The 20,741-nt window shown below is 68.1% G+C and carries 14 protein-coding genes; 6 read left to right on the forward strand and 8 right to left on the reverse strand.

What is annotated here, in order from left to right; genetic code table 11:
- The 3 genes from glmS (at window position 1) to moaA (ending at window position 3,625) form a co-directional block, all read left to right on the forward strand.
- Window positions 1-1,824, forward strand: coding sequence for a glutamine--fructose-6-phosphate transaminase (isomerizing) (gene glmS / locus P73_RS17415; RefSeq protein WP_043870550.1), 1,824 nt, complete (start codon window positions 1-3; stop codon window positions 1,822-1,824).
- An 88-nt stretch (window positions 1,825-1,912) separates the two neighbouring features.
- Window positions 1,913-2,572, forward strand: a complete 660-nt coding sequence (locus P73_RS17420) for a DNA alkylation repair protein (protein ID WP_052453383.1) — start codon at window positions 1,913-1,915, stop codon at window positions 2,570-2,572.
- Window positions 2,573-2,611: 39 nt separating this feature from the next.
- Window positions 2,612-3,625: a GTP 3',8-cyclase MoaA gene (gene moaA, locus P73_RS17425; RefSeq protein ID WP_043871902.1), complete on the forward strand. Its 1,014-nt coding sequence runs from the start codon at window positions 2,612-2,614 to the stop codon at window positions 3,623-3,625.
- Window positions 3,626-3,723: 98 nt separating this feature from the next.
- Here the strand turns inward: moaA and P73_RS17430 are convergent, their stop codons facing one another.
- The 5 genes from P73_RS17430 to P73_RS17450 all read right to left on the reverse strand — a co-directional run bounded on the left by P73_RS17430 (window position 3,724) and on the right by P73_RS17450 (window position 11,010).
- Complete coding sequence (locus tag P73_RS17430; RefSeq protein ID WP_043871903.1) at window positions 3,724-4,887, reverse strand: M20 aminoacylase family protein; 1,164 nt, start codon at window positions 4,885-4,887, stop codon at window positions 3,724-3,726.
- 365 nt (window positions 4,888-5,252) lie between these two features.
- On the reverse strand, window positions 5,253-6,539 hold the full coding sequence (locus P73_RS17435) for a DUF3422 family protein (RefSeq protein WP_043870551.1): 1,287 nt from the start codon (window positions 6,537-6,539) through the stop codon (window positions 5,253-5,255).
- Between the two features lie 89 nt (window positions 6,540-6,628).
- Window positions 6,629-7,849: an amidohydrolase gene (locus tag P73_RS17440; protein ID WP_052453384.1), complete on the reverse strand. Its 1,221-nt coding sequence runs from the start codon at window positions 7,847-7,849 to the stop codon at window positions 6,629-6,631.
- A 143-nt stretch (window positions 7,850-7,992) separates the two neighbouring features.
- Window positions 7,993-9,423, reverse strand: coding sequence for an NAD(P)(+) transhydrogenase (Re/Si-specific) subunit beta (locus P73_RS17445; RefSeq protein ID WP_043870552.1), 1,431 nt, complete (start codon window positions 9,421-9,423; stop codon window positions 7,993-7,995).
- Window positions 9,424-9,438: 15 nt separating this feature from the next.
- On the reverse strand, window positions 9,439-11,010 hold the full coding sequence (locus tag P73_RS17450; RefSeq protein ID WP_043870553.1) for a Re/Si-specific NAD(P)(+) transhydrogenase subunit alpha: 1,572 nt from the start codon (window positions 11,008-11,010) through the stop codon (window positions 9,439-9,441).
- A gap of 286 nt (window positions 11,011-11,296) precedes the next feature.
- Here P73_RS17450 and P73_RS24540 point away from each other — a divergent pair, with 286 nt between their 5' ends.
- Both P73_RS24540 and P73_RS25150 read left to right on the forward strand, forming a co-directional pair.
- Window positions 11,297-12,883, forward strand: a complete 1,587-nt coding sequence (locus P73_RS24540) for a GNAT family N-acetyltransferase (RefSeq protein WP_082033285.1) — start codon at window positions 11,297-11,299, stop codon at window positions 12,881-12,883.
- A 618-nt stretch (window positions 12,884-13,501) separates the two neighbouring features.
- Entirely contained in the window at window positions 13,502-14,056 is a 555-nt protein-coding gene (locus tag P73_RS25150; protein ID WP_074743179.1) for a P-loop NTPase family protein, read from the forward strand.
- Between the two features lie 645 nt (window positions 14,057-14,701).
- Here the strand turns inward: P73_RS25150 and P73_RS17460 are convergent.
- The 3 genes from P73_RS17460 to P73_RS26020 all read right to left on the reverse strand — a co-directional run bounded on the left by P73_RS17460 (window position 14,702) and on the right by P73_RS26020 (window position 18,036).
- Window positions 14,702-15,475: a gamma-glutamyl-gamma-aminobutyrate hydrolase family protein gene (locus P73_RS17460; RefSeq protein WP_043870554.1), complete on the reverse strand. Its 774-nt coding sequence runs from the start codon at window positions 15,473-15,475 to the stop codon at window positions 14,702-14,704.
- A gap of 146 nt (window positions 15,476-15,621) precedes the next feature.
- Window positions 15,622-17,763: a malate synthase G gene (locus tag P73_RS17465; RefSeq protein ID WP_043870555.1), complete on the reverse strand. Its 2,142-nt coding sequence runs from the start codon at window positions 17,761-17,763 to the stop codon at window positions 15,622-15,624.
- A gap of 102 nt (window positions 17,764-17,865) precedes the next feature.
- Window positions 17,866-18,036, reverse strand: a complete 171-nt coding sequence (locus tag P73_RS26020) for a hypothetical protein (RefSeq protein ID WP_158401954.1) — start codon at window positions 18,034-18,036, stop codon at window positions 17,866-17,868.
- A 129-nt stretch (window positions 18,037-18,165) separates the two neighbouring features.
- On the opposite strand from P73_RS26020, the gene pepN reads away from it, so the two are divergent.
- Window positions 18,166-20,727 carry an aminopeptidase N gene (pepN, locus tag P73_RS17470; RefSeq protein ID WP_043870556.1) on the forward strand — a complete coding sequence of 854 codons (2,562 nt, stop codon included), beginning with the start codon at window positions 18,166-18,168 and terminating at the stop codon, window positions 20,725-20,727.
- Window positions 20,728-20,741 lie beyond the last annotated feature (14 nt).

The following is a 20,741-nucleotide window of genomic DNA, read 5'->3' on the forward strand; positions in this document are numbered from 1 at the left end:
ATGTGCGGTATTGTTGGGGTTCTCGGTAACCACGAAGTCGCGCCGATCCTCGTGGAGGCGCTGAAACGGCTCGAATATCGCGGCTATGACAGCGCCGGTATCGCCACCGTGTCGAACGGAAAGCTCGACCGCCGCCGCGCGGTCGGCAAGCTCGTGAACCTCTCCGACCTGCTCGTGCACGAACCGCTCGCGGGCAAGGCCGGGATCGGCCACACCCGCTGGGCCACCCATGGCGCGCCGACCGTCACCAATGCCCACCCGCACCGCGCGGGGCCGGTCGCGGTCGTCCACAACGGGATCATCGAGAATTTCCGCGAATTGCGCGAGGCGCTCGGCGCGAAGGGCTACGATTTCGTCACCCAGACCGACACGGAGACCGTGGCGCTGCTGTGCCAGAGCTTCATGGACGCCGGCAAACCGCCGGTCGAGGCGGCCATGGCCACGATCGACGCGCTCGACGGCGCCTTCGCGCTCTGCTTCCTGTTCGACGGCCAGGACGACCTGCTCGTCGCCGCGCGCAAGGGCTCGCCGCTGGCCATCGGCCATGGCGACGGGGAGATGTTCGTCGGCTCCGACGCCATCGCCCTCGCGCCCATGACCGACCAGATCACCTATCTCGACGAAGGCGACCGCGCAGTGATCACCCGCACGAGCCTCGCGATCTTCGACGCCACCGGCGCGCAGGTCCAGCGCGAGCGCCGCACCATCGCGATGGATGCCGCCCGCATCGAGAAGGCCGGGCACAAGCACTTCATGGCCAAGGAGATCGCCGAACAGCCCACCGTCATCGCCGAGGCGCTGAGCTACTATCTCTCCGCCGACGGCAACGGCATCGTGCTGCCCGATCCGGGACTCGACTTCACCGCCTACGACCGCATCGTCATGGTCGCCTGCGGCACGGCCTTCTACGCCTGCTACACGGCGAAATACTGGTTCGAACAGGTTGCGCGCATCCCGGTCGAGATCGACGTGGCCTCCGAATTCCGCTACCGCGAACCGCCGGTCGCGCCGAACACGCTCGCGATCTTCGTCTCCCAGTCCGGGGAGACCGCCGACACGCTCGCCGCGTTGCGCTACATGGCCGGGAAGGCCGCGACGATCCTCTCCGTCGTCAACGTGGCCGAATCCTCCATCGCGCGCGAAAGCGATCTCGCCCTGCCGATCCGCGCGGGCGTGGAGGTCGGCGTGGCCTCGACCAAGGCCTTCTCCTGCCAGCTCACCGTGCTCGCCCTGCTCGCGCTCGAGGCGGCGCTCCAGCGCGGCGAAATGACGGCGGACAGCCATGCCGTCCGCCTCGCCGAACTGCGCAGCCTGCCGGGGCTCCTGACCCGTGCGCTCGACCTCGACGAATGGCTCAACGCCGTGTCGAACGATCTCGCGGAAAGCCGCGACGTGCTCTTCCTCGGGCGCGGCATGATGTATCCCCTCGCTCTCGAGGGCGCGCTGAAGCTCAAGGAAATCAGCTATATCCACGCCGAGGGCTATGCCTCCGGCGAGCTGAAGCACGGCCCCATCGCCCTGATCGACAGCCACACGCCGGTGATCGTCTTCGCCCCCCATGACACGCTGTTCGACAAGACCGTCTCGAACATGCAGGAGGTGATGGCCCGCGGCGGCCGGGTGCTGCTGGTCTCCGACCGCAAGGGGCTGGCCCTGGCCTCCGACGGCGTCTGGCAGACCGTCACCATGCCGGAGGTGCCCGATCTCTTCGCGCCGATCCTCTACGCCATCCCCGCCCAGCTCATCGCCTATCACACGGCGGTCGCCAAGGGCACGGATGTCGACCAGCCGCGCAACCTCGCCAAATCCGTCACGGTGGAATGACCGGCGGCGATACGCCGTGCCGGGCGGGGCGGGAAACCGTTTCCCCGCCCCGCGCGTTCCCCGACAGCCCCCGCAGGAAGGACAGCACATGACGCTCGACGATGCGCTCAGGACCCTCGAAGGCGAAGGCGACGCCGCGCGCGTGCGCGATCTCGAAAGTCGCTTCGGCACCCGCCGCTTCTGGGGCGTCGCGCCCGACCGGCTCGAAAGCCTCGCACGCGAATGGCGGCGCTCCGTGCCCTTCCCCGAACGGCTCGAACTCGCCCGCCACCTCTGGACGAGCGGCGTCTTCGAGGGCCGCCTCATGGCCGCTAAGCTGCTGACCCAGGCCCGGATCGCAGAGGACGGGGAGGTCTGGACCCAGATCTGCGACTGGCTCTCCGAGGCCTCGAGCTGGGCCGAGCTCGACGCGCTCGCCGCCGCCGGCGCCCGCCGGGTCGGCGCGGAGCTGTCGCGCATGGAGCAGGTGCACGCCCTCGCCGCCTCCGGCCGCGCGCTCGACCGGCGCGCCGCGATCCTGCTCGCCGCCCCGCTCGCAAAGGCCGAACATCCCTCGGAGGCCGAAACCGCGGCGCGCGAGGCGGTCACCGGCTGGCTGCCCGACCTGCTCGATGATCCGGACAAGGACGTGGCCCGCCCCGCCGAACGCTGGCTGCGCACCCTGGCAAAACACGACCCCGCAAGCGCGAAGGCGATCCGCCGCGCACGGGAGGCCGCCGCTCAAAACCCGGAGAGCGACGAGGCATAACCTTTGCATCCGCGCCGCCGCGGCCCTATGTTGTCCCTCATGTCCAACGCACCGCGCCTCATCGACCCGTTCGCCCGCCCGATCACCTATCTGCGGGTCTCGGTCACCGACCGCTGCGATTTCCGCTGCGTCTACTGCATGTCGGAAAACATGACCTTCCTGCCGAAGAAGGAACTGCTGAGCCTCGAGGAACTCGACCGCATGTGCTCCGCCTTCATCGGCCGCGGCATCCGCAAGCTGCGCATCACCGGCGGCGAGCCCCTGGTGCGGCGCGGGATCATGACCTTCTTCGACGGCATGACGCGCCATCTCGACAGCGGCGCGCTGGAGGAACTGACTGTCACCACCAACGGCTCGCAGCTCGACCGTTTCGCCACCGACCTCTACGCCGCCGGCGTGCGGCGCATCAACGTCTCCCTCGACACGCTCGACGCGGCGAAATTCCAGAAGGTGACGCGCTGGGGCCACCTCGCCAAGGTGCTCTCCGGCATCGAGGCCGCGCGCAACGCCGGCCTCAGGGTCAAGGTCAACACCGTCGCGCTCAAGGGCTTCAACGAGGACGAGCTTTTCCCCCTCGCGGCCTGGTGCGCGCGCGAGGACATGGACCTCACCTTCATCGAGGTGATGCCGATGGGCGATCTCGGCAACGAGGACCGGATCGGGCAATACTGGCCGATCACCGACCTGCGCGCCCGCCTCGCCACCCGCTTCACCCTCACCGACCTGCCGGAAAGCACCGGCGGCCCGGCGCGCTACGTGCGGCTCGAGGAGACCGGGCAGAAGATCGGCTTCATCACCCCGCTCACGCATAATTTCTGCGAAAGCTGCAATCGCGTGCGCATGACCTGCACCGGCGATCTCTTCATGTGCCTCGGACAGGAGGACAAGGCGAGCCTGCGCGACATCCTGCGCGCCCATCCCGAAGACGACGGCCCGCTGCTCCGCGCCATCGAGGCCGCCATCGCGCGCAAGCCCGAAGGCCATGACTTCGATTATTCGCGGCAGAAACCGGACGGCCAAGTCTCCCGCCACATGTCCCACACCGGCGGCTAGGCTCCGGCCAACCGCTTTCCAGGCGGACAGACGTCCCGGTACCGCAAGCCGCCCTGCGCTTTTTGCTGCCTCAAATACTCACCGGCCCGCCCTCGACGTCATCCCGCGGGCAGGCGGCTTTCCACCATCTCGGCATACCACGAACACCCGGCGGGCAGCGCCTCGTCGTTGAACATGTATTTCGGATGGTGCACCGGCGCGCCCGGCCCGTTGCCGAGGATGATATAGGCGCCGGGACGTTCTTCGAGCATATAGGCGAAATCCTCCCCGCCCATCACCAGCGGATACTCCCCGCACGCCCCCGTCACCCGGCGCGCCGCCTCGCGCGCATAGTCGGTCTCGCGGTCGTGGTTCACCATCACCGGATAGCCGCGATGGAAGTCCACCACGATCTCCGCGCCATGGGTCGCACCGACGCCCGCGCAGATCTCCCTGAGCCGCGCCTCCGCCTGGTCGCGCACGCCGGCATCGAGCGTGCGCACCGTGCCCTTGAGCACCACCTGGGCGGGCAGCACGTTATGGGCCTTCGAGGAGCTCTCCATGGAACAGACCGACACCACCACCTGTTCCGTCGGATCGACGTTGCGCGAGGCGATGGTCTGGAGCGCGAGCACGAGATGCGCCGCCGTCACCGTGCTGTCGACGGTCTCATGCGGCTTCGCGGCATGGCCGCCCCTGCCCTTCACATAGATCTCGAACTCGTCGGCCGCGGCAAAGAACGGGCCCGAGCGGATCGCGAATGTGCCCGTCGGCAGGTTCGGCCAGTTGTGCATGCCATAGACCTCGTCGATGCCGAAACGCTCCATGAGCCCCTCCTCGCACATCACCCGGCCGCCGCCGCCGCCCTCCTCGGCGGGCTGGAAGATCACCACCGCCGTGCCGTCGAAGTTGCGCGTCTCGCAGAGGTATTTCGCCGCCCCGAGCAGCATGGAGGTATGCCCGTCATGGCCGCAGGCATGCATCACGCCGGGCGTCTTCGAGGCGTAGTCCGCCCCCGTCTCCTCGAGGATCGGCAGCGCGTCCATGTCCGCGCGCAGCCCCACCGTGCGGCCCCTCGTATCCGTCCGGCCGCGGATCACGCCGACGACACCGGTCTTCGCCATGCCCTCCACGACCTCGTCGCAGCCGAAGTCGCGCAGCAGCTCCGCGACCTTCCGCGAGGTGCGCGGCAGGTCGAACATCAGTTCGGGATTCTCATGGATGTCCCGCCGCCATGCGGTGATTTCGGGCAGCAGTTCGGCGAGGCGGTTCTTGATCGGCATCATGGGCTCCGAGACGGTTTCCTGCGCCCGTCCCGCACGGCCGGGCGGGCGTCGGTCCCAGAGGACGCCCGCCCGCGGCCGGGGGCAAGGGCGACGCGCCGTGGCACGCGCCCGCAAGGGTCGCTTCTGCCAAGGTGATGGCGGATTGGGCGCAGGTCAAGCCGGACTGCCGCCGGATCTATCAGCCGGTAAAAAAATGCACCGCCGGACCCGAGGCAAACCCCGGCCGGAGGTTTTCCGGCACCGTTTCCCGAACACCCCCCCCCCCCGCGGCGCCCCTCGGGCCCGCTGCGACGCGCGCGCGCCCTCGGGAAACCCAAGACGCGTCCGATCCGCGCCTCCACGGGAGGCCCCGCCGCGCTTCCTTACCCCAGGTGACGCCGCCGGATCCGCCGCAGGCCGAGCCACACCGCGAGCACGACCGGCGGCGTGAGACAGGCGAGCGCAAGCCCCTTCGACAGGCCGAGCGGCCCGAGCACGGGATGGACGAGATAGCCCGCAAGCCCCAGCGCGTAATAGCTGATCGCCACGACCGACAGGCCCTCCACCGTCTCCTGGAGGCGCAGTTGCAGGTCCGCGCGCCGGTCCATGCTCTCCAGGAGCTTCTGGTTCTGCGCCTGCCGCGCCACGTCCACCTTCGTCCTGAGCAGGTTCGCCGCCCGCGCCGCCCGCGTCGCGAGGCTTTCGAGCTGCCGTTCAGCCGCCCTCACCGTGCGCATCGCCGGATCGAAGCGGCGCATCATGAATTCCCCGAAAAGCTGCCGCCCGGCAAGGCGCGTCTCCCGCAGCGCCTCGATCCGCTGGGTCACGATCGCCTCATAGGCCCCCGTCGCGCCAAAGCGGAAATTCGACCGCGTCACGATCTTCTCGATCCGCGTCGAGAGGTGCAGGATCTCGCCCAGCACCTCCTCCGCGCCGGTGCCGTCGCCCCCGGTCAGCCGCCCCATGAGATGCCCGAGCTCCTGTTCGATCTCCGCCAGCTCCGCGACGACCTTCCGCGCCTGGAGCAGCCCCAGCATCGACATCGCCTTGTAGGTCTCGATCTCGCACAGCCGCTGCACCACCCGCCCGATCCGCCGCCGGCCGCAGCCCTGCGCCGGGAAGAGCGCAAAGCGCATATGGCCCGCCTCGTCGATGCGGAAATCCGCCGCCACGACCAGCGCCCCGTCGAGCACCCGCGCCACGGCAAGGCTCTCGCGGTCGAACCATTGCTCCACCCGCCCGAGGATCTCGGCCTCCTCGCCCACGCTCTCCACCCGGATCAGCGCCGAGGTGATCCGCTGCCCCGGCGCCGCCGCCAGCCAGTCCTCCGGGAAGAGATCGAACGTCCCCCTGTCGAAGGCCCGGTCGGCCACGCCCTCGGCAAAGATCGTGTAGGTCACGAATTCCGTGTGGCTTTCCCATTTCAGCCGGTATTTCCCCAGCGCGCCAGTGTAATGCGTCGCCCCCGGTGCCGGATGCGCAGCGCCGTGGCGGTCGAGCAGCGCCAGAAGATGCGCGCGGTCGAGATCGCGGTCGCGTCGCGCGGCATCGCCCGCCGCGCGCACCGCGAGATAGGCCGCCCGCGCCTGGGAGGGCACCTCCGGGAAGGGCCGGGCATGGAGTTCGTTCGCCAGGTCGTATCGGCGCGGATGGTCTTCGAGCAGGGGCATGTCCTCTCCGGGCGGCACGTAATTCCGCCCCCGGCTATAGCCTGCCGGACGCCCGCGAGGCAAATATATTCTTATGCGTTATCAGCGCCTTATCTGGATACCACGGTATACGGAACCTCGGCGCCGCCAAGCTCCTCCGCGACGACGTTCATCCAGTAGGCGACCCCGATCGGGATCAGCGCGTCGTTGAAGTCGAACTTCGGCGTGTGCACGAAGGCCGCGCCGGGCCCGTCGCCATTGCCGATGGAGACATAGGCGCCGGGAAGCCGTTCGAGGTAATAGGCGAAATCCTCGCTCGCGCCGATGGCCGGGGCGGCGGTGCGGGTCAGCTCCGCCCCCGTGCCCGCCGCATGCGCGCGGCCGGCCACGCCGACCTCGGCCGCGGTGTTGATCAGGGCGGGATAGCCGCGCCGGTAGTCGACCTCCGCCACCACATCCGCCGCCAGCGCGACGCCCCCGGCAAGGCGGGATATCTCCCGCTCGAGCCTGTCGCGCACCTCCGGCAGATAGCTGCGCGCGGTGCCCGCCACGAGAACCGTGGCCGGGATGATGTTCGGACTGTCGCGCTCCCCGCCCGCCACATGGCCGACCGAGACCACGGCCCAGTCGGTGAGCGCGACCTTGCGGGCGACGATATTGCCGAGCTGCGCCATGAACTGCCCCGCCGCGACGGTCGGATCCGTGCCCTTGTGCGGCGCCGCCCCGTGCCCGCCGGTGCCCCTGAACACCACCTCCCAGTCGTCGGAGGCGGCGGTATAGGGCCCGACCCGTGTCGTCAGCAGGCCCAGCGGGTCCATCGGCCCGGTGTGCAGGCCGTAGATCGCATCCATCGGGAAGCGCTCGAGCAGCCCGTCGCGGATCATCGCGGCCGCGCCGCCACCCGCCTCCTCCGCCGGCTGGAAGACGAAGCGCACCTGCCCCGCGAAATCCGGCGCCCGGCTCAGCCGCTCCGCCGCGCCCAGGAGCATCGCCGTATGCCCGTCATGGCCGCAGGCGTGCATCTTTCCCGGCACGGTCGAGGCATGGGGCAGTCCGGTCTCCTCCGCGATATGCAGCGCATCCATGTCGGCGCGCAGGCCGATCGCCCGCTGGCCGGGGCGGCGGCCCTCCAGCGTCGCCACCACGCCGGTCCCGCCGAGCCCGCGATGCACCTCGAGCCCCAGATCCTCGAGAAACGCCGCGACGATGTCGCTGGTGCGAAGCTCCTCATAGGCGGTTTCGGGATGGGCATGGAGGTCGCGGCGGATCGCGGTGATCCGTCCGACGAAGTCATGGTCGGCGGCGATGTCATCGGCTCGGATATGCGGCATGGTCTCTCCCGTTTTGCGGCAGAATGCCCTGCCCGCGCGGCGAAGGAAACCCACCGCGGAAGATCCGCACCGGGTCCCTGCACCGGAGCACGAAAAAGGGCGGCCCGAAAGCCGCCCCTCCGTCTCCCGATGCCGGACGCTTATCAGATCCGGGTGAGCAACTCCCCGACGGACTGCTTCGCGTCGCCGTAATACATGCGCGTGTTGTCCTTGTAGAACAGCGGGTTCTCGATGCCGGAATAGCCCGTGCCCTGGCCGCGCTTGCTGACGAAGACCTGTTTCGCCTTCCACACCTCGAGCACCGGCATCCCCGCGATCGGGGAATTCGGGTCGTCCTGTGCCGCCGGGTTCACGATGTCGTTCGAGCCGATCACGATCACCACATCCGTCTCCGGGAAGTCCTCGTTGATCTCGTCCATCTCCAGCACGATGTCATAGGGCACCTTCGCCTCCGCCAGCAGCACGTTCATGTGCCCCGGAAGGCGGCCGGCGACCGGGTGGATCGCGAAGCGCACCTGCTTGCCCTTCGCCCGCAGCTTGCGCGTCAGCTCGGCCACGTTCTGCTGCGCCTGCGCCACCGCCATGCCGTAGCCCGGCACGATCACCACGCTGTCGGCCTCCTCCAGCGCCGCCGCCACGCCGTCGGCGTCGATCGCCACCTGTTCGCCCTCCACCGCCATCGCCGGACCCGCGGTGCCGCCGAAGCCGCCGAGGATCACCGAGACGAAGCTGCGGTTCATCGCCTTGCACATGATGTAGCTCAGGATCGCCCCCGAGGAGCCCACCAGCGCCCCCACCACGATCAGCAGGTCGTTGGACAGCGAGAACCCGATCGCCGCCGCCGCCCAGCCCGAATAGCTGTTCAGCATCGACACCACCACCGGCATGTCCGCCCCGCCGATCCCCATGATCAGGTGATAGCCGATGAACAGCGCGCAGAGCGTCATCAGCAGCAGCGGCACCACCCCGCCGGTGTTGACGTACCACACCAGGCACAGCACCGAGAGGACCGCCGCCGCCGCGTTCAGCAGGTGCCCGCCCGGCAGCTTCTCCGCCTTCGAGCTCACCTTGCCCGCGAGCTTGCCGAAGGCCACCACCGAGCCGGTGAAGGTCACCGCCCCGATGAAGATCCCGAGGAACAGCTCCACCTTCAGGATCGTCAGCTCGACCGGCGCCTTGTGCGCCACCAGCGCCGCGAACGTGCCGAGATCGGCCAGCCCCGCCGCATCCATCCCGGCCACGCGCCCCATCACCAGATGCGCGTTATAGCCCACGAACACCGCCGCGAGCCCCACCAGCGAATGCATCGCCGCCACGAGCTGCGGCATCCCGGTCATCTCGACCTTCCCGGCCACATACCAGCCGATCACCCCGCCGCCCGCGATCAGGAGCGCGGAGAGCAGCCACAGGCCCGAGCCCGGCCCGATCAGCGTCGCGAACACCGCCAGCGCCATGCCCGCGATCCCGTACCACACCGCGCGTTTCGCGCTCTCCTGCCCCGACAGGCCGCCGAGCGAGAGGATGAAGAGAACTGCCGCGACCACATAGGCCGCCGTCGTGAATCCGAAGTCCATTGTCTCTCTCCCGCCTCAGGATTTCTGGAACATGGCGAGCATGCGCCGGGTGACGAGGAAGCCGCCGAAGATGTTGATCCCGGCCATGAACACCGACAGCGCCGCCAGCACCACCACGAGCCAGCTCCCCGAGCCGATCTGCATCAGCGCCCCCAGGATGATGATCGAGCTGATCGCGTTCGTCACCGCCATCAGCGGCGTGTGCAGCGCGTGGCTCACGTTCCAGATCACCTGGAAGCCGACGAAGACCGCCAGCACGAAGACGATGAAATGCTGCATGAAGGAGGCCGGCGCCACCAGCCCCACACCCAGCAGCAGCACCGCCCCCGCCGCGAGCAGCCCGACCTGCGTCCGCGTCTCCCGCCGGAAGGCCGCGGCCTCCTGCGCGCGTTTCTCCTCCGCCGTCGGCTCCTTCGGCTTCTCGCGCCTCTGCGCCGCGATCGCCTGCACCTTCGGCGGCGGCGGCGGGAAGGTGATCTCCCCCGCATGGGTCACCGTCGCCCCCCGGATCACGTCGTCCTCCATGTCCTGCACCACCTGGCCGTCCTTGCCGGGCGTCAGGTCGGTCATCATGTGGCGGATGTTCGTCGCATAGAGCGTCGAGGCCTGGGTCGCCATCCGGCTCGGGAAATCGGTGTAGCCGATGATCGTCACGCCGTTGGGCGTCACGATCTTCTCGTCCGGCACCGTCAGCTTGCAGTTGCCGCCGCGCTCCGCGGCGAGGTCCACGATCACCGAACCCGGCTTCATCGCCGCCACCATCTCCTCGGTCCAGAGCTCCGGCGCCTCCCGGTTCGGGATCAGCGCCGTGGTGATCACGATGTCCATCTCCGGCGCGAGCTCGCGGAACTTCCTCAGCTGCGCCTCGCGGAATTCCGGCGAGGACACAGAGGCATAGCCCCCCGTCGCCGCCCCGTCGCCCTGCTCCTCCTCGAAGTCGAGATAGACGAATTCCGCCCCCATGCTCTCCACCTGCTCGGCCACCTCCGGCCGCACGTCGAACGCACGGGTCACCGCCCCCAGCGAGGTCGAGGTGCCGATCGCCGCAAGCCCCGCGACGCCCGCGCCCACCACCAGCACCTTCGCCGGCGGCACCTTGCCCGCCGCCGTCACCTGCCCGGTGAAGAACCGACCGAAATTGCTCCCCGCCTCGATCACCGCCCGGTAGCCCGCGATATTGGCCATGGAACTCAGCGCGTCCATCTTCTGCGCCCGGCTGATCCGCGGCACCATCTCCATCGCGATCACCGTCGCGCCCGCCGCCTTCGCCGCCTCCAGACCCGCCGCATTGCCGCCGGGGTTGAAGAAGGAGATCAGCGTCTGCCCCGCGCGCAGCAGCCCCAGCTCCGCCTCCGTCGGCACCCGCACCTTCGCGACGACGTCGCTCCGCGCCCAGAGGTCCGAGGCGCTCTCCACCACCTCAACACCCGCAGCCGCATACTCCGCATCCGCAAACCCCGCACGCACACCCGCGCCGCTCTCGACAAGGCATTCATAGCCCAGCTTCTGAACCTGCGCCGCGCTCGCAGGCGTCAGCGCAACACGCGCCTCGCCCTCAATCACTTCCCTCGGAACACCGAATCTCACCTGGATTTCCTTCTCTTCCCCAGTCCAAAATCACTGGCTGGCACCAGTCCTATTCAATACCCCTGTCGAAACGCAACATTATTGCGCATAAAAATCGACCTCCGGCCTGCCAGCCCCGTCACGGATGCGGTTGTCGCGCTCCTCCGAGCGGTTCCCCCCGCATCGCATGTCTCCCCGCCGGACGCGCCGCCAGATTGGCCGCACAGTAAAGAAAAGCCTGAAGGAGTAAAGACATCGCCCCGTTTGAATCGGCGCTCCCGTAAATCTGTAAATCCCGGCCCGCGCCATGACCGCCCCCTCCTGTCTGGCGCCCGCCCGCCGCGCGCGCTACATCGGAGGAATGAACCTGCGCCCGCTGACACCTGCCGACGCCGCGGCCTGCTACGCGCTCTTCCACCGCACCGTCCATGGCGGAACGGGGGCCTTCTATTCCGCCGAACAGCGCGCCGCCTGGGCGCCTGCACGCGACCGGGCCCCCGAAACCTGGCCGGAACGCCTCACCAGCGGCTTTGCGATCTGCGCCACGCGCCGGGGGCGGATCGTCGGCTTCTTCACCATGGGCCACGACGGGCATATCGACTTTGCCTATGTCGCGCTCGAGGAAATGGGCCGGGGCACGGCCGGGCGGCTCTACGACGCCTGCGAGGCGGAGGCGCGCCGCCTGGGACTGCCGCAGATGGACACCGCCGCCTCCCACCTCGCCCGCCGCTTCTTCGAAAAGCGCGGCTGGCGCGTCACGGCGCGCCAGACCGTGATCCGCGCCTCCGTCGGGATCGAGAATTTCCGGATGGAGAAGAGCTTGCCCCCCGGCGGGGACGCATGTCATCCTGACGGGGAGACACGGGAGACGCGCGAAACGGGGATCGCGCGGAGGAGAGGACGCAGGATGACACGCTGGAGCATCCGCATTGCGGCGCTCGCCCTGCTCGGCCTTGCCGGCGCCGCCGGGGCCGATCCGCTCGCCACCGCCCGGCGCATGGCGGAGGCCTTCCTGCGCGGCGACGTGGAGACGGTCTGGCAGGCCGCGACCCCGCAGATGCGGGAGGCCTTCGGTTCGGTCGACGATCTCGCGGGGCTGCGGGAGGGGCTGCGCCGCGATCTGGGAACAGAGGACACGATCCTCTCCGAAAGCGTGGAGACGCAGTCCGGCCACGAGGTCTTCACCCGGCTGTCGCGCTGGTCCGGTTCTGCGGTCCCCGTGGAACTCGTCGTCGCGCTCGACGGGACCGGGCGGATCGCCGGGTTCCTCGTCCGGCCGCAGCCAGTCGCCGCGCCGAGCCCGCATCTGGAATACGAGACGAAGGCACGGCTGCGCCTGCCGGTCGAGGGGGACTGGCATGTCTACTGGGGCGGGCGGGAGATCGGGGAGAATTACCACGCCGCCGATCCGGGACAGCGGTTCGCGCTGGACATTCTGGTGCTCGAGGAGGGGCAAAGCCATTCCGGCGATCCGGCCGAACCGGCAAGCTACCAGTGCTGGGGCCGTCCGATCCTCGCCCCGGCGGAAGGTGTCGTCGTCCGTGCCGTCGACGGTCTCCCGGACCAGCCGATCGGCCGCCTCGATCCGGCCCATCCCGCGGGAAACCATGTCGTGATCGACTTCGGCCAGGGCGAATACGGGTTCCTCGCCCATCTGCAAGAGGGCAGCCTCCGCGTCGCGCAGGGGGACCGGGTGACGGCGGGACAGGACATCGGCCTCTGCGGCAACAGCGGCAACAGTTCGGAGCCGCATCTGCATTTCCATCTTCAGACGACGCCGGATCTCGGCCGGGGCGAGGGCCTTCCCGCGCAATTCACGCACTATCTCGCGGACGGCCAGCGGGTCGAGCGGGGCGAACCGGTGAAAGGGCAGACGATCCGCGCGCTCCCGTGACCGCCGCGGCGTCATCCGCACCGCGCGCCGCGAGGCCCCCATGCCCCGGCTTCCGAACCTGCACCGCGCGCGCCGGCGCCAGCGCAACACGCGCCCCGCCCTTGATCACGTTCCTGGCGGCTCGGACACTCCCGTTCCATTCCGCCCGGTCCGCACCCTCTTGCCGCCCCCTTGCCGAACCGCGGACGGCCCCCCGTTTCCTCGTCCCGGATGAACAGATGCGCGACCGCGGCCATGCTGCCGGGCAGGAGCAGGACGCTCCCGCGACGAGCGCCCGGCACGCCAGCGCAGCCAGAGCGGCGGCGCGACGAAGGGCGAGCGACGCCAGAGCCTTCGCCAGACGCCGGACCGGGGGGATGAACAGAATGTTGTCATCTCTGAGCCTGACGCGTGTCGATCGTCAGGGCATTTGCCCTTTCGGGTCACGAAATGCCCTTTGGGTGCCGCTGCGCGCCTCGGCTCGGTTTGCCCCCGCCGCTAGAGGGCAAACACCTTATCTGCACCCGCCGCGCGGGTGCGCCGCTTCATGAAAACCTGAAGGTCGGCTGGGAGCCCAACTTGCGTTTTTCTGCGGCTGCATACTAGACAGTGGGAAACAGAAACGACTGCTGAACCGTCATGCCTGAGCCTTCCCGACATCGTGTATATATCTTCGGCGCGTCCGGTACTGGGACAACGACTCTTGGTGAGAATATTGCGGCTGAATTGTCGTTGGTTCATGTCGATTGCGATGACCACTACTGGGCTCCCGTCGAGCCTCCATTCTCTGTCAAAAGAGAGCCCCATGAACGGGTTGCGTCAATGTCTGGTGCTCTCGGGAATGCAGGCTGGGTGCTTACCGGGGCATGCAATGGATGGGGCCATGGGCTGATTGAGCAGGCTGACTTAATTGTGTTCGTCACTCTGCCGACGCCGATGCGGATAGAGCGGTTGAGAATGCGAGAAAAAGCTCGCTTTGGAAATCGGATCGAGGAAGGTGGAGACATGTGTGAAATCCACAAAGACTTCATCCGATGGGCGCAAGGTTATGACGACCCCGGTTTTCGGGGCCGTAATCTGGCGGCACACGAAGAATGGCTTGCACGACAGTCAAAACCTGTTTGTCGGGTTAACAGCAGTCAGTCCCGTGAAACCATTAAGAGCGCTGTCATCTCTGCACTCCGCTCGCTCTGACCAACGGCAACTTCGTCCCGCATAGTTGCCCCTCGGGCCGTGTCCGTCCCGGACACGGCCCGTGAAGAAAAGGGCAGTTTCGTTGCCGATCCGAAATCGGTCCGCGTGTTTTCAAGGCGTTGGCACGGGCCAAAAGGACAAATCCGGTGTCTCTCGACAACGCGAACGGCAGTCCCGAAGGGCGGGCATGAGGTTGCGCTCCCTGAAACCGGCCGGCGCGATGGTCTGCCATGCGCCCTTCCTCCGCACGATCCGCGGCGGATCGGCGGCGTTTCACAGGGGCCGGAAAGCGCGCGCCTGGGCGCCTGCACGCAGCCGGGCCCGAAACCTCGTGGAAACGCCTCGCCAGCGGCTTTGCGATCTGCGCCACCCGCCGGGGGCGGATCGTGGGCGTCTTCACCATGGGCCATCACGGGCACATCGCCCTTGCCTGTGCCGCGCTCGGGGATATGGGCCGGGGCGCCCGCGTTCAGGCTCCGTGAGGCCTGCAAAACGGACGCCCGGAGACCGCCCATCCACACACCGCCGCCTCGCATCTCGCCCGGCGCGTCTTCGAGCGAGGGGTTGGCCCGTCACCGCCCGTCAGACGGTGTTCCGCCACGGCCTGAAGACCGGGCATTCCGCATGAAAATGGAATGCAACGGCTCACGCCGCCTCGACCGTCTTCCCGCGCGATCTGGCGAAACGGCGCACGGCCTCGCCGAAGGCCTCGAACAGCGGGCGCGACACCGGGTCCTCGCCCGCGCGATATTCCGGATGCCATTGCACCGCGAGGGTGAAGCCCGGCGCGTCCTTCACATAGAGCGCTTCCGGCGTGCCGTCGGGCGCGCGGCCGTCGATCACCACGCGGGCGCCGGGCGCCTTGATCCCCTGCCCGTGCAGCGTGTTGGTCATCACCTCGGGCGCGCCGAACAGCGCGTGGAATACGCCGCCCTCGCAAAGCGTCACCGGATGGCGCAGCGCGAATTTCTCCTCGAGCGTGCCCTCGGGCGGCATGCGGTGGTTCATCCGTCCCGGCAATTCGCGGATCTCGGGATGGAGCGTGCCGCCCATCGCGACATTGACCTCCTGAAAGCCGCGGCAGATGCCGAGGAAGGGCTGCCCCGCCTCGACGCAGGCGCGCACCAGCGGCAGGGTCACCGCGTCCCGCGCGCGGTCGAAGGCGCCATGGGCCGCTGTCTCCTCCTCGCCATATTCCGAGGGGTGGACGTTCGGCCGCCCTCCGGTCAGCAGAAAGCCGTCGCAGACCTCCATGAGCTCGGCGACGGAGACGAAATTCGGATGCGGCGGGATCAGCAGCGGCATGCACCCGGCGACATCGGCCACCGCCTCGGCATTCATCCGCCCGCCGGTGAAGGCCGGATATTCCCCGTTGATCAGGTCGGTATTGCCGATGATGCCGACGACAGGTCTCTTCATGGAATGCGTCTCCTTACCGGATATAGATTAACGTCCGCGGGGCCGGAGAAAACCCCTGCTCCCGCGCAAGCACCCTGCATGAATGCGCATCTTGCCCATTCCCGGTAAAATTTGCCCGAAAAAGGCGGCATCCGCCGCCTTTCGCCTCAGTTTCTGGCCTTGAGCTCAAGCCGGCGGGCATGCAGCACCGGCTCGGTATAGCCCGAAGGCTGCACCCGCCCCTCGAACACCAGGTCGCAGGCCGCCCTGAAGGCGATGCCGTCATAGCCCGGCGCCATCGGGACATATCCGGGATCGCCCGCGTTCTGCCGGTCCACGACCTGCGCCATCTTGCGCAGCGCCGCCATGACCCGCGCCTCGTCCACCACGCCGTGATGCAGCCAGTTCGCGAGCCCCTGGGAGGAGATCCGGCAGGTCGCGCGGTCCTCCATCAGCCCGACGTCGTGAATGTCGGGCACCTTCGAACAGCCGACCCCCTGGTCGATCCAGCGCACGACATAGCCGAGGATGCCCTGCGCGTTGTTCTCGATCTCCGCGGCGATCTCCTCCTCCGACCAGTTCACGCCGCGCGCCACCGGGATCGTCAGCAGATCCTCCAGCGTACCGCGCGCGCCGCCCTTCGCGATCCCTTCCTGCACGGCAAACACGTCCACGAGGTGATAATGCGTCGCGTGCAGCGTCGCCGCCGTCGGCGAGGGCACCCAGGCACAGGTCGCGCCCGCCTGCGGATGGCCGATCTTCGCCTCGAGCATCGCCGCCATCCTGTCGGGCATCGCCCACATGCCCTTGCCGATCTGCGCCCGCCCCTTCAGCCCGCAGGCGAGCCCGATGTCGACATTGCGCTCCTCATAGGCGCGGATCCACGGCTGGTCCTTCATCTCGCCCTTGCGCACCATCGGCCCGGCTTCCATGCTCGTGTGGATCTCGTCGCCGGTGCGGTCGAGAAAGCCGGTGTTGATGAAGGCAACGCGATGCCGCGCAGCGCGGATACATTCCTTCAGGTTCACCGAGGTGCGCCGCTCCTCGTCCATGATCCCGAGCTTGACCGTGTGCCGCGGCAGGCCGAGGATCTCCTCCACCCGATCGAAGATCCGGTCGGCAAAGGCGACCTCCTCCGGCCCGTGCATCTTCGGCTTCACCACATAGACCGACCCCTCCACGGAGTTGCGCGGCCCCCCGGTCTTCTTCAGGTCGTGCAGCGCGATCGCCACCGTCACGAGCGCATCCATCAGCCCCTCGGGGATCTCCGCGCCGTCCACGTCGAGGATCGCCGGGTTGGTCATCAGATGCCCCACGTTGCGCACCAGCATCATCGCCCGGCCCTTGAGCGTCAGCGCCGCGCCCTCCGGGTCGCGGAAGTCCCGATCCGGCGACAGCCGCCGCGTAAAGGTCTCCCCGCCCTTCGTCACTTCCTCGCTCAGATCGCCCCGCATCAGGCCGAGCCAGTTGCGATAGGCCCCGACCTTCTCCTCCGCATCCACGGTGGCGACCGAATCCTCGCAATCCATGATCGCCGAGACCGCCGCTTCGAGCAGGATGTCGGAAATCCCCGCCGGATCCTGCGCGCCCACGTCCGTCGCCGGGTCGATCACGATGTCGATATAAAGCCCGTTCCGCGAAAGCAGCACATGCCCCCCGGCATGGCCCGCGAACTGCGCCGGATCGGCAAGCCCGGTCTCCCCCGCCGCGCCCGTGACCAGCAACATGCCGTCCTTCACCGCAAGCCCCGTGACCTCCGCCCAGGAGCCGCCCGCCAGCGGCGCCACCTTGTCGAGATGCGCCTTCGCCCAGGCGATCACCCGCGCCCCGCGCTCCGGGTCATAGCCCTTGCCCGAGGGCAGATCGCCCAGCGCATCCGTGCCATAGAGCGCGTCGTAAAGCGAGCCCCAGCGCGCATTCGCCGCGTTCAGCGCGTAGCGCGCATTGGTGACCGGCACCACGAGTTGCGGGCCGGGTTTCAGCGCGAATTCGGGGTCGATCCCGCGCGTGTCGATCTCGAAATCCGGCCCCTCCGGGACGAGATAGCCGATCTCCCAGAGAAAGGCGCGATAGGCGGCGGCATCGTGCGGCTGCCCCCTGCGCGCGAGGTGCCAGTCATCGATCCGGGCCTGGATCCTCTCCCGCGTCTCCAGAAGCGCGCGGTTCTCCGGCGCGAAATCCCGCACGAGCCCCGCCAGACCCTCCCAGAACGCCTCCGGCGACACACCGCTTCCCGGCAGCGCCTCTTCTTCGATAAAACGGGCAAGTTCCGGGGCGACCTGAAGGCCGAGTCGTTCTGTGCGGGACATCTGGGAATCACTTCTTTGGTTCGGAGGAGCGGCCAGCCTACCCCGTTTCCCATCGGAAACAACCCGATGCCATCCCGCAGGCCGGCCCCCGCGGCCCGCAGGTCACTCGACCGGCTCGGTCACCACCTCGCCGCCCTCGTCCCGGCCCTCCTCGTTGTAGACGAAGCCGAGGCCGCCGAAGAGCACGAGGATGACGAGCAGCACCGCGACGCTCGCTCCGATCAGCGAGGCGCGGCGCCTCTTGCGTTTCGCATTGGTGTCTGGCGCGGACATGATACGCTCCTTGCCCAGGGCCGGGCCGAAGCCCGGCGTCACTTTCGCGGGACCGGCAGTTGAAGCCCCACGACTGGCAAACTAACGTCTCTTTCGAAAAGCAGGTTCCATCCGCGAAAGGTCCATCCGATGAAAGACGCCACCCCCGCCCCGCAAACGATCTTCCTCAGGGATTACGAGGCGCCGCATCATTGGGTCCGTGACGTGGCGCTGACCTTCCGCCTCGCGCCCCGCACGACCCGCGTGATCTCCCGCATCACCTTCGTTCCAAACGAGCTCAACCGCGGCGATCTGGTGCTGAACGGCGAGGAGCTTCAGCTCATCGCCGCGACCGTGGACGGGGCGATCGTCAACATGGAGGTGGACGACACCCACCTGCGCATCGCCTCCGCCGACCTGCCGCAAAAACCCTTCGTCTTCGAGGCCGAGGTGGAGATCTCGCCCGAGACCAACACCGCGCTCGAAGGGCTCTACATGTCGAACGGCATGTATTGCACCCAATGCGAGGCCGAGGGCTTTCGCAAGATAACCTATTACCCCGACCGTCCCGACGTGATGGGCGTCTTCACCGTGCGCGTGGAAAGCGACCTACCCGTGCTGCTCTCGAACGGCAATCCGGTGGAGCGCGGCGACGGCTTCGCCGTCTGGCACGACCCCTGGCCGAAGCCCGCCTATCTCTTCGCGCTCGTCGCGGGCGAGCTCGTCAACCATCCCGGCCGGTTCACCACGGCCTCCGGGCGCGATGTGGAGCTCAACATCTGGGTCCGCCCCGGCGACGAGGACAAATGCGCCTTCGGGATGGAGGCGCTCAGGAAGTCGATGAAATGGGACGAAGACACCTACGGGCGCGAATACGATCTCGACATCTTCAACATCGTCGCGGTGGACGATTTCAACATGGGCGCGATGGAAAACAAGGGGCTGAACATCTTCAACTCCTCCTGTGTGCTCGCCTCGAAGGAGACCTCGACCGACGCGAATTTCGAGCGCATCGAGGGCATCATCGCCCATGAATATTTCCACAACTGGACCGGCAACCGCATCACCTGCCGCGACTGGTTCCAGCTCTGCCTGAAGGAGGGGCTGACGGTCTACCGCGACCAGATGTTCTCCGGCGACATGCGCTCCCATGCCGTGAAGCGGATCGAGGAAGTGCTCGCCCTGCGCGCGCGCCAGTTCCGCGAGGACAACGGCCCGCTGGCCCATCCGGTGCGGCCCGAGAGCTTTGTCGAGATCAACAATTTCTACACCGCGACCGTCTACGAGAAGGGCGCGGAGATCATCGGCATGTTGCGCCGCCTGATCGGCGACGAGGCCTATCGCAAGGGCTGCGACCTCTATTTCGAACGCCACGACGGCGAGGCGGTGACCATCGAGGACTGGCTCAAGGCCTTCGAGGATGCGACCGGGCGCGACCTGTCGCAATTCGCCCGCTGGTACAGCCAGGCGGGCACGCCGCGCCTCAAGGTCTCCGAGAGCTTCGCAGAGGGCAGGCTGACCCTCACCTTCGCCCAGTCGACCCCACCGACGCCCGGCCAGCCCGACAAGGCGCCACAGGTGCTCCCGATCGCCGTCGGCCTCATCGGCCCGAACGGCGACGAGGTGGTGGAAACCAGGGTGCTCGAGATGACCGAGGCGACGCAGAGCTTTACCTTCGACGGGCTCGGCGCGCGCCCCGTCGCCTCGATCCTGCGCGACTTCTCCGCCCCCGTGATCCTCGAACGCGAGATGGACGCCGCCACCCGCGCCTTCCTGCTGGCCCATGACACCGATCCCTTCCAGAAATGGGAAATGGGCCGGATGCTCGCGAAGGACACGCTCGTCGCGCTGATCCTCGAGGACACCCCGCCGGCGCGCGACTATCTCGACGCGATCCGCGCGGTGCTCACCGACGACAGCCTCGACCCGGCCTTCCGCGCCCTCGTGCTCGGCCTGCCCGGCGAGGACGATCTCGCCCAGACCCTGTTCGACGCGGGCGTCACCCCCGATCCGCAAAAGATCCACGACGCGCGCGAGACGCTGCGCGGAAGTCTTGCCCGACATCTGTCCGACGCTTTGCCGACGGTATTCCGACAGATGGAAACCGGCGCCTTCGTGCCCGATGCCGACGGCTCCGGCAAACGCGCGCTGCGGCTGTCGGTGCTCTCGCTGCTGACCCTCCTCGATGCGGGGAAAGAGGCCAAGGCCTTGTTTTCAAAGGCCGACAACATGACCGAACAGGCCGGCGCCCTCGCCGCGCTGCTCGCCGCGGGCCTCGGCGAGGAGGAACTCGCCGCCTTCGGCCAGATGTGGCGCCACGACCGCCTCGTGATGGACAAATGGTTCGCCCTCCAAGTCGCCCTGGCCGCCCCCGCCCGCGCCGCCGATGTCGCGCGCGACCTGTCTCATCATCCTGATTTCACAATGAAAAATCCGAACCGCTTCCGGGCCGTCTTCGGCGCGCTCCCCGGCAACCACGCCGGTTTCCACCACGCGGGGGGCGCTGCCTACGCCCTTCTGGCCGACCAGATCATCGCCCTCGACGCGCTCAACCCCCAAACCGCCGCACGAATGACCGGAGCCTTCGAAACCTGGCGGCGCTACGACGCCGACCGCCAGGCGATGATCCGCGCCGCACTGGAGCGCATCCGCGCAAAGACCGGCCTGTCGCGGGACGTGACGGAGATGGTGACCCGCATCCTCGGAGACTGAAACCCGGATATGTT

It is taken from the genome of Celeribacter indicus, from assembly GCF_000819565.1.
In the GTDB taxonomy this organism is placed as follows: domain Bacteria; phylum Pseudomonadota; class Alphaproteobacteria; order Rhodobacterales; family Rhodobacteraceae; genus Celeribacter; species Celeribacter indicus.

Coding starts and splice junctions, on each gene's coding strand:
- glmS (WP_043870550.1), top strand. CDS start 1: ATGTGCGGTATTGTTGGGGTTCTCGGTAACCACGAAGTCGCGCCGATC.
- P73_RS17420 (WP_052453383.1), top strand. CDS start 1,913: ATGACGCTCGACGATGCGCTCAGGACCCTCGAAGGCGAAGGCGACGCC.
- moaA (WP_043871902.1), top strand. CDS start 2,612: ATGTCCAACGCACCGCGCCTCATCGACCCGTTCGCCCGCCCGATCACC.
- P73_RS17430 (WP_043871903.1), bottom strand. CDS start 4,887: ATGCCGATCAAGAACCGCCTCGCCGAACTGCTGCCCGAAATCACCGCA.
- P73_RS17435 (WP_043870551.1), bottom strand. CDS start 6,539: ATGCCCCTGCTCGAAGACCATCCGCGCCGATACGACCTGGCGAACGAA.
- P73_RS17440 (WP_052453384.1), bottom strand. CDS start 7,849: ATGCCGCATATCCGAGCCGATGACATCGCCGCCGACCATGACTTCGTC.
- P73_RS17445 (WP_043870552.1), bottom strand. CDS start 9,423: ATGGACTTCGGATTCACGACGGCGGCCTATGTGGTCGCGGCAGTTCTC.
- P73_RS24540 (WP_082033285.1), top strand. CDS start 11,297: ATGACCGCCCCCTCCTGTCTGGCGCCCGCCCGCCGCGCGCGCTACATC.
- P73_RS25150 (WP_074743179.1), top strand. CDS start 13,502: ATGCCTGAGCCTTCCCGACATCGTGTATATATCTTCGGCGCGTCCGGT.
- P73_RS17460 (WP_043870554.1), bottom strand. CDS start 15,475: ATGAAGAGACCTGTCGTCGGCATCATCGGCAATACCGACCTGATCAAC.
- P73_RS17465 (WP_043870555.1), bottom strand. CDS start 17,763: ATGTCCCGCACAGAACGACTCGGCCTTCAGGTCGCCCCGGAACTTGCC.
- P73_RS26020 (WP_158401954.1), bottom strand. CDS start 18,036: ATGTCCGCGCCAGACACCAATGCGAAACGCAAGAGGCGCCGCGCCTCG.
- pepN (WP_043870556.1), top strand. CDS start 18,166: ATGAAAGACGCCACCCCCGCCCCGCAAACGATCTTCCTCAGGGATTAC.